Raw genomic sequence first — 14,003 nt, 5'->3', positions numbered from 1 at the left:
CGTCGAACGGCTCGCATCCTAGGCCATGCACCCGCCGGGACCGAGTGGTCACGACCCTACCGAACAAGGCCGCACTAAGGAGGGTCCCCCAGTGAGCTCCAAGGACAAGGACCTCCTGATCGTCCGCGCGGTCACCGAGCAGGGCCTGACCCACGCCCAAGCCGCAGCCCGCTACGGCACCAGCCGCCAATGGGTCCACACCCTCGTCCTGCGCTACCAGACCGGCGGCCCACCAGCCCTCGAGCCCCGCTCCCGCGCACCAAGGACCCGCCCCGGAACGACTCCGGCCAGCCTCCGCGCCCGCACCATTGTCGGGGAACGGCATCGTTCGGTTGAGAGTTACTCTCCGGCCGATCCGTGCACAGTAGTGATCGCATCTCGTGCCGATCATCGACGAGAGCGCATGCCGGGTCACTGCAGGCTCAAGCCCTACCACCAGGCTCCAGCATCGGTGCCCGGCAGGGTCGACCCCAGTCGAGATTCTCAGCTTCCCAGGCCCCCTCAGCTACCCCCGGCAACACCAGCCGTGACGAGGGCAACTCGCTGATGTGATGACGTCGTGTCTACCTCCGATGTCGTGCCCTAGGAATATGTGGAGGGCCTCTCCGCATACACTCTACAGACAAGCGGAGACTGGCTCCGCTACGAAATCCATCGGAGTGTGCCCGTCGTGTCCCAAGCCATGAACCGTCCTCGAGTCGCCGGGCTGGCGCTCTCCGCCGTGCTGGCACTTCAGCTCATGCTGCAGCTTGATGCGCAAGTGATGACCGTCGCCCTCCCAGCCGTGCAGGGTGAGCTCGGGTTCTCCCCCGCGTCCCTGTCCTGGGTGCCCAATGCGTACGCCCTCGCCTTCGGTGGCCTGATATTACTGGGTGGTCGGCTCGGCGACGGCTTCGGTCGGGTCCGGGTGTTCTCCATCGGAACCGGCATCTTCGTGCTTGGATCGCTGATCGGCGGTCTCGCTATCGACCCGAACATGTTGGTCGCGGCCCGCAGCCTCCAAGGGATCGGTGCGGCGGTGGCCGCGCCCAGCGTCCTGGCCCTGATCGCGACCATGGCCAAGGATGAGGCAGCCCGCGCGAAAGGCCTTGCCTGGTTCACCGCAATATCAGCGATCGGCTCCTCGGCGGGCCTCATCCTCGGGGGCCTGCTCACGGACCTCTTCTCGTGGAGATGGGGGCTGCTCATCAACGTCCCGGTGGGTGTTGTCGTGGCCGTCCTGGTAATCCGCCTTGTCGCGGAGACGGACCGGCATCGGTCACGAGCGTTCGATGCACCCGGCGCGGTCTTCGCGAGCCTCGCCTCGGCAGCCATCGTGTGGGCGTTCATCTTCGCCGGCGAGAACGGTTGGTCGAGTCTCGGCACGGCCGGCTTCTTCGTCCTCGCCGTCGCGATCGCTACAGTTCTCGTCCTCATAGAGCGCCGCTCCGCCAATCCGCTGATCGCCGTTCACCTCCTGAAGGACACTGCGCGCCTCGGTGCACTGGCGAATATGGGACTGGTCGTCGGAGCTCATTTCGCGATGCTGTTCTTCATCGTGCAATTCCTTCAGCGGGTACTGGACTTCGGTCCCCTGCTCGCCGGCGTGGCATTCCTCCCCCTCACAGCGACGGTCTTCACCGTCACCCGCTGGGTACCGGGCATCGTCGCGCGCGTCGGCGCCCGTACCCCTCTCGTCGTCGGGGGCGTACTCGTCACGGCGAGCTTCCTCCTCTGGGCTCCTCTGACGCAGGATGCGTCGTACCTTGCCATCGTTATTCCGCTCGTCATCCAGGCCCTAGGAATCGCTCTGATCTTCACCGCGGGAACGCTGACCGCCATGGATGCGGTACCGGATGCCGACACGGGGTCAGCCTCCGGGATGCTCCAGATGGTCCAGCAGGTCGGCGGATCCGTCGGTATCGCAGTGGCCGTGTCCGTATACGCGAGCGGAGCCGTGGAAGATCAGTTCCTGCCCGGATTCGGTGGAGCCATGCTCGCGGGAGCCGGGCTCGCTCTCACCGCGACCGTCGTGGCCGCCTTCACCGTTCGGGCACCGACGCCGACGGCTGGGGCATCACCACTGGCCTCGCTCGGCACAAAGGTCTGAGCCGCCCCTCAGGGAACCTGTTCCCGTACCCTGGGAATTGCCCCGATCGCACGAGGAGAACCCCACGGAGACGAACGCCCCACGGCCGATGCGCGCTGATGCCGTGAAGAACCGAGCCCGCATTCTCGACGCTGCTCGCGTCGAGGTTGCACTTCACGGCACTGACTGCTCATTGGACCTGATCGCCAAACGAGCGGGAGTCGGTCCAGGGACTTTGTATCGCCACTTCCCAACCCGCGAGGACCTACTGAGCGAACTTCTGCACTCATGGGTCGGTGACGTGCGTGCCGACGCCGACGCCACCTCAGCTGAAGACCTGGACGAGATCCTGAACTGGCTCGTACGACTGGCAGATCACGCCATGATCTACCGCGGACTCGCCAGCACTATGGCCGCAAGCGAAGGAGACGAGTCCTCTCCGCTGCGCACCGCACACACGGCCGTACTCGCCGCGAATAGTGAGGTCTTTGACCGCGCCCGAGCAGCCGGGGTCGTCACGGAACCTGTGGACTCAGGTGAAATCAGCCGCCTGGTCACGGGCGTTGCCATGATCGCAGAGCGATCCCACCTCGCTTCGACCCAGGTCCGCTCCATGCTCGCAATCATCCTCAACGGGCTAGCGCACTCACGTTGACCGCCGCATTCGGCTCTCTGCACTCACGCCCCGTGAAGGCAGGGAGCCGAGCTCGATGATTCTCAGTCCGCGCGGCTGGAGGCCGGCCGTGAGACCTCCGAGCACAGAGCAGTACGGGCTATCCCGCTGGCCCGTCTCGTCGTCGCCCGTCACGCCGAACCTACGTTGACGATGGCGCTGAAAGCGCGCTTCAGTTCTTCGGACGGGTCTTCGGGATTTTCGAGATAGCCGCCGACCATGGCGCCGTCTCGGAGCATCATCACGTGCCCTGCTGTCGTCTCGGCGTCCACGGCTCCGGCCTCGCCGGACAGAGTCGCGAACAGGTCGCGAGTCCATTGCCGGTGCTGTTGCACGACGATGCGCACGGGGTCCTCGGGGTCGGGGAACTCGGCAGCCGCGTTGATGAACGGACAACCCCGGAACCCGGGTGAGCAGCTGAACGTGGCGATCATGTCCGCGATAGAGAGCAGAGCATCCGCTGCCGTCTGCCCCTCGATGGCGGCGGTGATCGCCGCCTTCTCCCGTTCCGCCTGCATCTCCAGATAGGCGACGACGACGTCGGTCTTCGTGGGGAAGTGCCGGTAGAAGGTCACCCTCGTGACCCCTACCTGCTCGAGGATCCGGTCGGCGCTGGTACCCCGGATTCCCCGCGCATAGAACATCTCGGTCGCGACGCTGAGGATGCGGGCCCGGGTCTCAGCCGCCCCCCCACGCCGCGCGGGCCTCACCTCCGCGGACGATGAATCGCTCACATCTCCTCCTTCTCTTCGCCGACTCTTGCGCCGATCGACTTCACAGCCTAGAGTCTCGCATGTAGACGTACTACTAACTCTACATTCGACATCGAAGACAGGAACCCCATGACCACCGCCGACCTCCGCCCCGCGACGATCGCGACCGCCCTCCGGAAGCTCTACCTTGCCCGCTTCGGATTCGCTGCCCTCTGGGCGATCCTCCTCGGCGTCTCCGCCGCCACGCTCAACCCGCTGAGCATCGCCCTCCTGGTTCTCTACCCGGTGGTGGATCTCGTCGCCGCCGTGATCGACTTCCGGGCCTCACGAGCCGTCAAGCCCGCACCCGCGCTCTACGTCAACATGGCACTGAGCCTGCTGGCAGCGATCGGCCTCGGCATCGCCGTCGCCTCTGGCACCTCCGCCGTGATGGTCGTCTGGGGTGCCTGGGCGATCACCGCCGGCATCGTCCAGCTCGTCGTCGCGGTCACGCGCCGCGCCCTGGGGGGCCAGTGGCCGATGATCCTCAGCGGCAGCCTGTCCGCAGTCGCGGGCACGGCTTTCATCGTGCAGGGCCAGATGGCGGGCGCATCCGTCACGGGCCTTGCCGGATACGCCGCCCTCGGCGGCATCTTCTTCCTCCTCTCCGCCCTGCGTCTGGGCCGCACCGCAAAGGCCGGCAACCGATGACCACCACGGAGTACGACGTCGTCATCATCGGAGCTGGCCCGGTCGGCGAGAACGTCGCCGACCGCGTCGTCCAGGGCGGACTGACCGCAGTGGTCATCGAAGCGGAGCTGGTGGGAGGTGAATGCTCCTACTGGGCGTGCATGCCCACGAAAGCCCTGCTCCGCGACGCCGCTGCGCTCCGCGCCGCCCGTCAGGTGCCCGGGGCCGCAGCAGCCATCACCGGCACGCTCGACGTCAGTGCCGTTCTAGCTCGGCGAGATCGCTTCGCCTCGGATTGGTCCGACGAGGGTCAGGTCGCCTGGCTGGACGAAGCAGGCATCACCCTTGTTCGCGGGCACGGACGCGTCAGTGGGAACCGGACGGTCACCGTCACCGACCATGACGGGCGCACCACCACGCTCTCCGCCCGCCACGCCGTCGTGATCGCCACCGGGAGCAGTGCCGCGCTCCCCTCGATCCCGGGGCTGGCCGATGCCCGCCCCTGGACCAGCCGCGACGCCGCCTCCGCACGCCACATCCCCGAGCGCCTGGCCATCATCGGCGGCGGAGTCGTCGGCGCTGAGATGTCGACGGCATACACCGCACTCGGTGCGGCCGTCACACTCATCTCACGCAACGGCATCCTCTCCACCGTCGAGCCGTACGCCGCCCAGTACGTCAGGGAATCGCTCGTGGAGTCCGGCGCCCGCGTCATGACCGGCACCGCCCCCTCCACTGTGAGCCGTGACGTCGACGGGACCGTCCGCATCACCCTCGCCGACGGCGGGATCGTCGAGGCGGACGAGCTGCTGGTCGCCACGGGCCGCACTCCGAACACGGCTGACATCGGCCTCGAGCGGGTCGGTCTGCCTGCCGGTTCGTGGCTGTCGGTAGATGACACCCTCCGAGTGACCGACGGGCACGGCACCGTGGTGGGGAACGGCTGGCTCTACGCCGTCGGCGACGTCAACCATCGGGCCCTGGTCACCCATCAGGGCAAGTACCAGGCTCGAGCCGCCGGCAGTGTGATCCTGGCCCGGGCCGCAGGCTCCCCGGTCCAGGACATTCCCTGGGGGCGGCATTCCGCCACCGCCGACCAACGAGCCGTACCGCAGGTCATCTTCACCGACCCGGAGATCGCGTCGGTCGGCCACACGCGAGCGTCCGCGGAGAAGGCCAGGCTCCCAGTCCGCACTGTCGAGTACGACCTCGGTGCCGTCGCCGGTGCCGCCCTGCACGCCGACGGATATACCGGTCGCGCCTGCATGCTGGTCGACGAGGCAACCAGCACCGTCGTCGGCTTCACCGCCGTGGGACCCGACGTGGCCGAACTCCTCCACGCCGCCACCATCGCGATCGCCGGTGAGGTCCCCCTCGATCGGCTCCGGCACGCCGTCCCCGCCTACCCCACCGTGAACGAGGTGTGGCTGCGCCTGCTCGAAACGGCCGACATCCCACCGACCTCGTAGCACCGGCCACCCCCGCCGAAGTCACCATCACCACCACGAAGGAACCACATCATGAGCACCAAGATCACCTTCCTCATCAACAACCCGACCGACTTCGCAGCCTTCGAGACGGCCTACGAGCAGATCCTCGGACTCGCCGCACAGCTGCCGGATCAGCAGCGCCTGGAATCCGCGAAGGTCTGGCCGAAGGAGGACGGCTCCCCCACCCCCGCACACCGGACGCTCGACATCTACTTCGACACCTACGAAGCAGCCTCAGCAGCTGTCGCCACACCCGTAGCCGGAGAGTTCTTCCAGCAGCTCCTCGCCACCGACACCCCGTTCACCGCCCTCTTCTCCGATATCGAACAGGCCTGACCGGTCCGTGCCCTGGGCGACCCTCTCGTCCAGCCCGCTCGGAGCCGCCGGCGCGGCGCGATGGAGCCCCGACTCGTCAACACGAGTCGGGGCTCCATCGCGCGCGAAACAGATCCCTACGGGATGATCGAGTCGATGTATCCCCCATCGACCCGTACCGCGGCGCCGGTGGTGGCAGAGGCGAGGGGCGAGGCGAGGTAGGCCACCAGGTTGACGATCTCCTGGGGCTCGATGAGCCGCTGCAGAAGCGATTGCGGCCGGTGGACCCGCATGAACTCGCGCTGGGCCTCGTCCCACGGGGTCGCGGGGTCCACCAGCTCGTAGACGAAGCCCCAGCTGCCGCCGGGCGGGCGGGGTATCGGCGGCCAACGTCGGTCGTTCGGAGTTCGACGTCCAAGGATGCCGATCAGCTCTCCGCCGACGCTACTCCTCCTGGCCGACGCCTGCGCTCATGCCGACCTGGCAGCCGACGGCGTGTGCGATCCGCCTAGACGAGGAGGCGAACCGTGTGCAACACTAGTTACGTACCGATCGATACGCTATCGAAGGGAGGCGACCATGGTGCCAGGAGGGCGGCCACGCGCGTTCGACACCGAAGCGGCTTTGGATGCTGCCGTCGAGACGTTCTGGCGGCACGGCTACGACGCGGCCGGACTTGCTGAACTCACCGAAGCGATGGGGATCAGCCGACCCGCGCTGTACCGCGCGTTCGGGGACAAATCCCAACTGTTCCGTGCTGCGATGGATCGATACGTCGCGCGCAACATGGGCTACGTCGAAGCCGCTCTGGCCGAGTCCACTGCCCGGGACGTCGCTGAGGCATTCCTGACAGGCAATGCCGCGGCGGTGACGACCCCCGGGCGCCCACCCGGATGCCTGTCCGTCCAGGCGATGGTCACCCACGAAGCAGACGCCTTCTCGCTGCTCGCCGAGAACCGCCGGGTGATACAGGGGCGGCTCACCGACCGATTCCGCCGCGCAATCCGCGAGGGCGACCTCCCGTCCGATGAGGACCCCGAGGAGCTCGCTCGTTTCCTCATCACGCTGACCACCGGCTTCGCCATCCGCGCGGCCGATGGCGAGACCCGGCACGCGTTGGTCGCACTTGCTCATCGCGCAGCTGCCATCTTCCCGGTAACGGGACCCGCACCGCATCCAGACGGTGCTTCGCACACAACTCGAAAGGCATAACACATGACCAGCACAGCCAACCTCGCTCCGGCACGGGACGAAGCACTGGAGGTCCGTCGCCTCTACGAGATCCTCGAGCAGCGCTTCAACGGCGAGACGTGGTCCCTCCATGAACTCATGCTCGGCTTCTCCAACGATGTCGGCTACATCGGACGTCTTCTTCTCGCCCACGGCGGAACGTGGGCGATCGACGGCGACAGCGAGGCCGAGCTGAAGCACAAGCTCGCCGAAACCCTGTGGTGGGTGTTCGTCCTCGCCGACAGGCTCGACATCGACATCGACCAGGCCTTCGCCGAGACCATGGCACACATTCGTACCGGTCTCGACAGCACGATCGCCCGCACCGAACCCACCAACCCGTCACTGTGAATCGAGTGAGGACTCCATGACACCCAGCACCATCGTTCAGATCCGACCCGAGACCCACGTCGAAGGCCGCCATGCAGGAAAAGTTGCCTTGGTGATGGGCGGCGCCCGTGGCATCGGAGCCGGCATCGTGAGCCGGCTCGCGGCCGAGGGCGCACGAGTGACCTTCACCTATGCCTCCGCCACAGAAGAGGCGGACGCGCTCGTGTCGCGCATCGCCGAGACCGGTGGCCAGGTCGCAGGGATCAGGGCGAACAGTGCCGACCGAGCGAAGGTCCGCGAGGTGATCACCGACGTCGCCGCCCAGGAGGGACGCCTCGACATCGTCGTCTCCAACGCCGGCGGCGGCACGAAGAAGCGCGTCGAGGCACTCTCCGACGACGAGATCGACCGCATGATCGACGTCAACATCCGAGGCACCCTCGACACCATTCGATTCAGCACTCCGCACCTGCACGCGGGCGGCCGGATCATCGTGATCGGCAGCGTCAGCGCGACCCACTTCCCGGACGACATCACGTCGATCTATGGAATGACCAAGGGAGCGGTGGCGAGCCTCGTCCGCGGCATGTCTCGTGAGCTCGGTCCACGCGGCGTCACCATCAACAATGTCCAGCCCGGCCCTGTGAACACCCCCGCGAACCCCCAAGACGGACCCTTTGGAGACACGCTTCGCGCGATGATCCCCGTCGGACGGTTCGGCCGAGTCGACGAGGTCGCATCACTCGTCTCCCACCTCGCCAGTGACGACGGCGCCTACATCAACGGGGCCTCCCTCGACATCGATGGGGGGTTCAGCGCGTGAGCACACCATCAGACAGGGAGACAACGCCGACGGGGAACATCCTGATCTATGGAGCGACCGGATACACGGGCACTCTGATTGCTGAGCATGCGACCCGCGCTGGCCTGCAAATCACCATTGGTGGACGCAACCCGGCGCGCGTGGCGGCACTCGCGGAGCAGCTCGACTCGCCCGCTGTGGTGTTCGATGCCGCCGATGCGGACCAGGCAGTGAGAGCACTGGAACCCTTTGACGTCCTCCTGAACGTCGCGGGGCCCTTCCGGCACACTGCCGAACCGCTGATGAGAGCATCTCTCGACTCCGGAACCCACTACCTGGACACCACGGCCGAATTCGAGACCTTCACGACCGCCGCATCCTTCGATGATGCCGCCCGACGAGCGGGAGTGATGATCATGTCCGGAGTCGGCTGGGACGTCGTCCCGACGGACTCCCTGGCGGTCTACGTCGCGCAGCGGGCCGTGGAACCGATCAGCTTGCGGATTGCGATCCGCATTGCGGGAGGGTTCTCCCGCGGTTCGCTCGAGAGCGCCGCGGGCATCGAGAACTCCCGGACCCTGGTGCGTCGCTCGGGACTTCTCGTGCCAGCACCACCGGAGACGACTCGAACGTTTGACAGCGGGGACGGAGCCGAGGAATACACCCTCGCCTCGATGGGCGACCTCGTCACCGGGCACCACTCCACCGGCCTCGGCGACATCGAGGTGTATCTCCGCACGGACAGCGGCTTCCCTGATCGCGACGAATTCGTCTCCGGCCCCACCGCTCACGAGCGAAGCCAAGACCGCTATCACGCCCTCGCCGAGGTCACCGAGCACCGCGGGAAGACCGTCCGAGCACGCATCGACACTCCCAATGGGTACACATTCACCCAGCTCAGCAGCGTCGAGGTGGCCCGCAGGGCCGCCGCCGGCGAGGTTCGACCTGGCTTCCAGAGTCCAGCCTCGGTCTACGGCCATCAGCTCGCCACCAGCATCTACTCCACGACGATCACCGACCTCTGAGCCCCGGGCTCGGAGCGGAAGGACCTTCAACCATGACGTCCGCCCCGCATCTCCACGCCGCAGACGACCCCGAGTTCGTCCGCCTTCCCTCCGTGACATACATGTCGATCGCCGGCTCCGGATCACCCGGGACCGACGAGTTCTACCGCAAGATGCTCCTCGCCGGCGACGTCGCACGCCAACTCACCAGGGAGTCGCACCCCGTGATCGAGATCCAGTACTGGTACCCGGAGGGCTCGGCCCCGGTCGAGATCGCGGACTTCTACACCGTCAACCCCGTGCCCTCCCTGCTGTACCGGGTCCTGACGGCAGTCCCCGACACCACCACGACCGAGGACCTGACCGCAGCGCGAACTCGCGCGGCAAGCAGCGCAGATGAACGCGGCGACGTCATCGAGCTGCACACCACGCCCGAGCAGGACGTCGTCCAGGTCATGCACCACGGACCGTTCTCCGAGGAGTTCGCCACTCTCGAACGCCTCGGCGCACTCGCCCAGAAGCGGGGAGCCCACCGAAGCGGCCCCCACCACGAGATCCACCTCGACGCCTTCACCCGCAAGACCCCACAGGACACGCTTCGCACCATCCTGCGCGATCCCGTCGCCTGACGCCTCAATCTGCACGTCACGGACTGATCGAAAGGCACGCCATGACCGGCACTTCTCCCAAGCCGACTATCGTCATCGTCCACGGAGCGTGGACAGATGCAAGCTCCTTCACCGAGGTGCAGCAGACCCTCACTCGACATGGCTACGACGTCCTCGAGTTTGCGAACCCGCTGCGCTCCCTCTCCGGAGACACGGACTACCTCGCCTCGTTCCTGCGAACCCGCACCACCGGACCCGTGATCATCGTCGGTCATTCCTACGGCGGTGCGCTCATCGGGGCAGCCGCAGCCCACGAGGCCCGCGTCCGGGCACTCGTGTACGTCAACGCGTTCGTCCCGGCCGAGGGAGAGAGCCTGCTGGACCTGCTCAACAGCGCGGGTCCCGTCGATCCGTCCCAGCTCTTCGACATGGTCCCGTACCCCGACGCACCTGAGGGCGACCTCGATCTGTACATCCAGCGCGGGCCCTTCGAGCCGGCGTTCGCGACCGGCCTGTCCGAGGAGAAGCAGACCGAGTTCTACGCCAGACAGCGCCCGATCACGCTCCGCGCCGTCGCTGCGCCTGCTTCCGCGGAACAAGCCTGGCGGACGGTGCCGTCCTGGTATGTCGCCGGCACCCGCGACGGCAGCATCCCCCTGGCGCTTCAGCTGCGGATGGCTGAACGCGCCGGCTCCGCGGTGACGCAGCTGGAGAGCGGGCACCTCTCCATGGTGACTCATCCAAGCGAGGTCACCGAGGTCATCATTACTGCAGCAACGAGCGGAGACCGCTCATGACCTTCCTCGAGGATTTCTCCCCCCAGCACCTCACGCTCACCGTCGAATCGCCCACCTTCTGGCGCGTGACCTTCAACAATCCCCCGATCAACGTGGTCGGACTCGAGATGTTGAGCGAGCTCAAGGCGTTGCTCACCGAGCTGGAGAACAACAACACCGTGAACGTCGTGCTGTTCGACAGCGCGGACCCCGATTTCTTCATCGCCCACTACGACGTCGAGATCGACAACGACGCCGCCGAGGCGCTGCCGAGCCCGACCGGTTACACGGCGTGGGTCGACATTACGGTCCGGATGAGCAAGCTCAACGCAGTCACCATCGCAGCCATCCGAGGCATCACCCGTGGCGCCGGGAGCGAGCTAGTCCTGGCGATGGACATGCGGTTCGCGAGCCTGGAGAAGGCACGGCTCGCGCAGGTGGAGATTGCCTTGAACGCCGTCACCGGCGGCGGGGCCAGCGGGCGCCTGCCCTCTCTCGTCGGCCGCGGCCGCACCATGGAAATACTACTAGGAGGTGAGGACTTCGACGGCGCCCTCGCAGAGCGGTACGGCTACGTCAACCGTGCGATCCCCGATGCCGAGTTCGAAGACTTCGTCGACGCTTTCGCGAAGCGTGTGGCCGGGTGGGACCACCAGGCCATCGTGGAGGTGAAGGAGTTCGTCAACAAGTACTCACGGCTGCCGGACGCTGAGTATCCGCTCCACTCCGACGCGTACTGGGCTGCCGTCTCCCAGCCCGAGGTTGGCAACATCGTCGGACGCTTGATCGGGCACGGCATGCAACAGCGCACTCCGCTGGAGTACAACCTTGGTCGAGACATCGCGGCCATTGCCCAGAGCGAGCGATAGAGACAATCCGCTTCGGTGGCGACACGCACTTGGCCGGTCAGAAGCCCAAGAAGTCTCGCCACCGCAGCTGGCCCGGAGCGATGCCCAGTGGGCGGGCGACGGACTGCACGGCATAGTCGACACTGATTGACGGCCGCCCAGCGCCCGTTCCCGACCGTACGCCACTCAGAGATGAGAGAGAACAACATGTCGGACAACGAACTAGAAAAGACGATCAGGGACTGGATCGGGGCGACCAACACCCACACTGCCGCCAACTACTTGGCTTTCTTCACCGAAGACGCAGTCCTCGATGACCCATCTGTCGGGGAAGTCTTCGAAGGGCGCGCGCGGATCGAGGATTACTTCCGGTCCTACTTCGTCGGCTACAACACGCAGACTCAACTGGTCAGCGTTGAGTCTCGTGAGGGGTATGTCCATGTCGAGGTAAAATTCACCGGAGACTTCCCGGAAGGAGAGGTCGGCGGGATCTTCGACATCACGGTGGTAGCTGACTACAAGTTCCAGCACATAAAGGCGGATCTCATCCGATAACACGCTCCAGCGAGCCGCTTGAGGCCAATCGCAGCAGACAGCTATCCCATGCCGGCGCTGAGCGGTACCGACCCCGAGCCGAATCCTGTCCACGATGCCGTCGGCGCCATCGATCTGCTGTCAGTCTGCTCGCGCAGTGGACAGCAGGTCGATGGGGCCGACATGGTGCGTGGTCTCTCCTGCGAAGCGCAGAAAGCTTCGACGCGGCGACATGTCGCGGGAGGCGGACGTGACGTGCAGCGAGAACGCGGCGGGAACGACGGAGTCGCTGCGACCTACTCGTGCAGGGTCGGGTTCCTTGCCCGTCATTCGCCGGGCGTCGCTGTCGGATGCGCAAGAGAGTGCTGCTTCAGCCCGGAGATAATGGTGTCTACCCCAAACCGGAAGGCGCCTGCACAGGACTCCATGCGCAGCATCACCGGCTCGCCGGACAGGGCTCCGAGGCTGTCGTACTGGATTCGCTGCTGCTCTAGCGAGACATGTCCCAGGATGAAGTGCAGCATGGTCGCTGCCGCTCGTTGAGTCATCTCGGCGTCGAACGGGCTGGAATCGAGCGCGTCACGGAGTGTCGAATGTGCGGGATTCTCTCCGAGCCCGAGGGCCAGCGAGCTTGAGACGATTTCCGCGCTGTCTCGGTAGGCCAGGAGCGAATCACGAAGAGCGAGGGCCACAAGGCGCAGCTGCTCGTCCCACCCGGTTACGAGCTCCGCCGGCCGCCCCTGGGTCACGATGCGGTCTGCAAGGTCAGCCAGCAGCGTCTGCTTGTTGGGGAAGTACCAGTACAGCGCACTCGGGCGCACGTTGAGGTCAGCCGCGAGCCTCCGCATCGTCAAGTCGGGCAAACCCATCTCGTCGAGTATGCGGAGCGCCGCTCGAGCGACCTCGTCCTTCGACAACTTCGGGTTCTGCATCCCGCTCACTCTACCCGCAGGCCCAGCTTCTGATACAGTCCTGAACACCGTTCAGTGAACATCGTTCAGGAGAGGCAATATTGTCAAGCGATGCACTCACGGCCCCCCGGGTCTATCTCGCCGACACCTGGCAGGCGAGCATCGCCCGAGACGCCATCCTTGTGCTCGGGGGAACTGCCTTCATCACGCTCTCGGCGTTCGTGACGATTCCGTTGCCGTTCACCCCGGTGCCGGTAGCCCTGGCCACCTTGGCCGTTTTGGCTACCGGCGCGTCGCTGGGTGCCCTTCGAGGGGCACTCAGCGCAGGTCTGTACCTGCTGTTCGGGGCGCTGGGCGCGCCGATCTTCTCGGACGGTCAATCAGGGGTCACGTTCCCGACCTTTGGGTACGTGATCGGTTATGTCATCGCCGCCATCGTCGTCGGGCAGCTCGCCCGCCATCAGGCCGACCGCAAGATGAGCACCACACTTGCCCTGGGGACGCTCGGCAGCATCATCCTGTACGTGTGCGGCGTGCCCTGGCTGGCGATCTCCCTCGGAGTCAGCTTGGGGCAGGCCGTTATTCTCGGCGTCGTTCCGTTCCTCATCGGAGACGCTTTCAAGATTCTCGCGCTCAGCGCGCTGCTGCCTTCCGCCTGGCGAATCGTTGGCAAGGTCAAGCCAGAGCGCGACGGGAGTGGGCGTTGATGGACTACACAGCACTAGCAGGCAACATCAGCGCCGGCGCGACACTCGACGCCTCCACGGCAGTTGCGATCCTCGACGCTCCAGACTCGGAGTTGCTCGATCTGGTGGCGGCTGCGGGTGCACTCCGACGAGAGCACTACGGCAACTACGTCAAGCTGAACTACCTGGTCAACCTGAAGTCAGGTCTCTGCCAGGAGAACTGCTCATACTGCTCCCAAGCACTCGGATCTAGGGCGTGTCTCCTATATGTGAGGCGGTTTCACTTGAGAGCCTGTATGCATGGCTACCGCGACGACTCGACATCAGGTCCTGTCCGACGAGCAGT

General features: G+C 65.9%; 18 protein-coding genes and 1 pseudogene. 16 read left to right on the top strand and 3 right to left on the bottom strand.

Annotation, left to right across the window (positions count from 1 at the left end):
• The first annotated feature begins 25 nt into the window (after nucleotides 1-25).
• The 3 genes from ACFQRD_RS16600 to ACFQRD_RS16590 all read left to right on the top strand — a co-directional run bounded on the left by ACFQRD_RS16600 (nucleotide 26) and on the right by ACFQRD_RS16590 (nucleotide 2,723).
• A complete protein-coding gene (locus ACFQRD_RS16600) occupies nucleotides 26-547 on the top strand; it encodes a helix-turn-helix domain-containing protein (RefSeq protein ID WP_377804786.1) in 522 nt (173 codons plus the stop codon).
• A gap of 114 nt (nucleotides 548-661) precedes the next feature.
• Nucleotides 662-2,089 carry an MFS transporter gene (locus ACFQRD_RS16595; protein WP_377804785.1) on the top strand — a complete coding sequence of 476 codons (1,428 nt, stop codon included), beginning with the start codon at nucleotides 662-664 and terminating at the stop codon, nucleotides 2,087-2,089.
• A 103-nt stretch (nucleotides 2,090-2,192) separates the two neighbouring features.
• On the top strand, nucleotides 2,193-2,723 hold the full coding sequence (locus tag ACFQRD_RS16590; RefSeq protein ID WP_377804784.1) for a TetR/AcrR family transcriptional regulator: 531 nt from the start codon (nucleotides 2,193-2,195) through the stop codon (nucleotides 2,721-2,723).
• 149 nt (nucleotides 2,724-2,872) lie between these two features.
• Here ACFQRD_RS16590 and ACFQRD_RS16585 read toward each other — a convergent pair whose 3' ends face one another.
• Complete coding sequence (locus ACFQRD_RS16585) at nucleotides 2,873-3,475, bottom strand: TetR/AcrR family transcriptional regulator (protein WP_377804783.1); 603 nt, start codon at nucleotides 3,473-3,475, stop codon at nucleotides 2,873-2,875.
• 108 nt (nucleotides 3,476-3,583) lie between these two features.
• Between ACFQRD_RS16585 and ACFQRD_RS16580 the strand changes: the two genes are divergently transcribed.
• From ACFQRD_RS16580 to ACFQRD_RS16570, 3 genes are read left to right on the top strand one after another with little or no spacing between them, the layout of a single operon-like run.
• On the top strand, nucleotides 3,584-4,144 hold the full coding sequence (locus tag ACFQRD_RS16580; protein WP_377804782.1) for a hypothetical protein: 561 nt from the start codon (nucleotides 3,584-3,586) through the stop codon (nucleotides 4,142-4,144).
• On the top strand, nucleotides 4,141-5,592 hold the full coding sequence (locus ACFQRD_RS16575; RefSeq protein WP_377804781.1) for a dihydrolipoyl dehydrogenase family protein: 1,452 nt from the start codon (nucleotides 4,141-4,143) through the stop codon (nucleotides 5,590-5,592). Before ACFQRD_RS16580 ends, ACFQRD_RS16575 begins: the two co-directional genes overlap by 4 nt.
• A gap of 51 nt (nucleotides 5,593-5,643) precedes the next feature.
• Nucleotides 5,644-5,949 carry an EthD family reductase gene (locus tag ACFQRD_RS16570; protein WP_377804780.1) on the top strand — a complete coding sequence of 102 codons (306 nt, stop codon included), beginning with the start codon at nucleotides 5,644-5,646 and terminating at the stop codon, nucleotides 5,947-5,949.
• A gap of 116 nt (nucleotides 5,950-6,065) precedes the next feature.
• Here ACFQRD_RS16570 and ACFQRD_RS16565 read toward each other — a convergent pair whose 3' ends face one another.
• Nucleotides 6,066-6,263, bottom strand: a complete 198-nt coding sequence (locus ACFQRD_RS16565) for an SDR family oxidoreductase (RefSeq protein WP_377804779.1) — start codon at nucleotides 6,261-6,263, stop codon at nucleotides 6,066-6,068.
• 244 nt (nucleotides 6,264-6,507) lie between these two features.
• On the opposite strand from ACFQRD_RS16565, the gene ACFQRD_RS16560 reads away from it, so the two are divergent.
• From ACFQRD_RS16560 to ACFQRD_RS16525, 8 genes are all read left to right on the top strand, one after another.
• Nucleotides 6,508-7,140 (top strand): TetR/AcrR family transcriptional regulator, encoded by a 633-nt coding sequence (locus tag ACFQRD_RS16560; RefSeq protein WP_377804778.1) that lies wholly within the window; start codon nucleotides 6,508-6,510, stop codon nucleotides 7,138-7,140.
• Between the two features lie 3 nt (nucleotides 7,141-7,143).
• On the top strand, nucleotides 7,144-7,509 hold the full coding sequence (locus tag ACFQRD_RS16555) for a hypothetical protein (RefSeq protein WP_377804777.1): 366 nt from the start codon (nucleotides 7,144-7,146) through the stop codon (nucleotides 7,507-7,509).
• A gap of 16 nt (nucleotides 7,510-7,525) precedes the next feature.
• On the top strand, nucleotides 7,526-8,311 hold the full coding sequence (locus ACFQRD_RS16550; RefSeq protein ID WP_377804776.1) for an SDR family NAD(P)-dependent oxidoreductase: 786 nt from the start codon (nucleotides 7,526-7,528) through the stop codon (nucleotides 8,309-8,311).
• Nucleotides 8,308-9,315 carry a saccharopine dehydrogenase family protein gene (locus ACFQRD_RS16545; protein ID WP_377804775.1) on the top strand — a complete coding sequence of 336 codons (1,008 nt, stop codon included), beginning with the start codon at nucleotides 8,308-8,310 and terminating at the stop codon, nucleotides 9,313-9,315. Before ACFQRD_RS16550 ends, ACFQRD_RS16545 begins: the two co-directional genes overlap by 4 nt.
• Before the next feature lie 32 nt (nucleotides 9,316-9,347).
• Entirely contained in the window at nucleotides 9,348-9,923 is a 576-nt protein-coding gene (locus ACFQRD_RS16540) for a GyrI-like domain-containing protein (RefSeq protein ID WP_377804774.1), read from the top strand.
• Nucleotides 9,924-9,964: 41 nt separating this feature from the next.
• On the top strand, nucleotides 9,965-10,699 hold the full coding sequence (locus tag ACFQRD_RS16535) for an alpha/beta fold hydrolase (RefSeq protein ID WP_377804773.1): 735 nt from the start codon (nucleotides 9,965-9,967) through the stop codon (nucleotides 10,697-10,699).
• On the top strand, nucleotides 10,696-11,547 hold the full coding sequence (locus tag ACFQRD_RS16530) for an enoyl-CoA hydratase/isomerase family protein (RefSeq protein WP_377804772.1): 852 nt from the start codon (nucleotides 10,696-10,698) through the stop codon (nucleotides 11,545-11,547). Before ACFQRD_RS16535 ends, ACFQRD_RS16530 begins: the two co-directional genes overlap by 4 nt.
• Before the next feature lie 171 nt (nucleotides 11,548-11,718).
• Complete coding sequence (locus ACFQRD_RS16525) at nucleotides 11,719-12,081, top strand: YybH family protein (protein ID WP_377804771.1); 363 nt, start codon at nucleotides 11,719-11,721, stop codon at nucleotides 12,079-12,081.
• A 305-nt stretch (nucleotides 12,082-12,386) separates the two neighbouring features.
• Here the strand turns inward: ACFQRD_RS16525 and ACFQRD_RS16520 are convergent, their stop codons facing one another.
• Complete coding sequence (locus tag ACFQRD_RS16520) at nucleotides 12,387-12,992, bottom strand: TetR family transcriptional regulator (RefSeq protein ID WP_377804770.1); 606 nt, start codon at nucleotides 12,990-12,992, stop codon at nucleotides 12,387-12,389.
• 80 nt (nucleotides 12,993-13,072) lie between these two features.
• Between ACFQRD_RS16520 and ACFQRD_RS16515 the strand changes: the two genes are divergently transcribed.
• Both ACFQRD_RS16515 and ACFQRD_RS16510 read left to right on the top strand, forming a co-directional pair.
• The gene (locus ACFQRD_RS16515; protein ID WP_377804769.1) at nucleotides 13,073-13,678 is read left to right on the top strand and encodes a biotin transporter BioY; all 606 of its coding nucleotides are present in this window, start codon (nucleotides 13,073-13,075) and stop codon (nucleotides 13,676-13,678) included.
• Nucleotides 13,678-14,003: pseudogene (locus ACFQRD_RS16510) on the top strand (hypothetical protein); the annotation flags it as partial. The gene ACFQRD_RS16515 and the pseudogene ACFQRD_RS16510, both read left to right, overlap by 1 nt.

Source organism: Brachybacterium sp. GCM10030268 (genome assembly GCF_042666305.1).
Taxonomy (GTDB): domain Bacteria; phylum Actinomycetota; class Actinomycetes; order Actinomycetales; family Dermabacteraceae; genus Brachybacterium.
The sequence above is the reverse complement of the archived record's forward strand: the minus strand, read 5'-3'. Positions and strand labels throughout refer to the sequence as shown.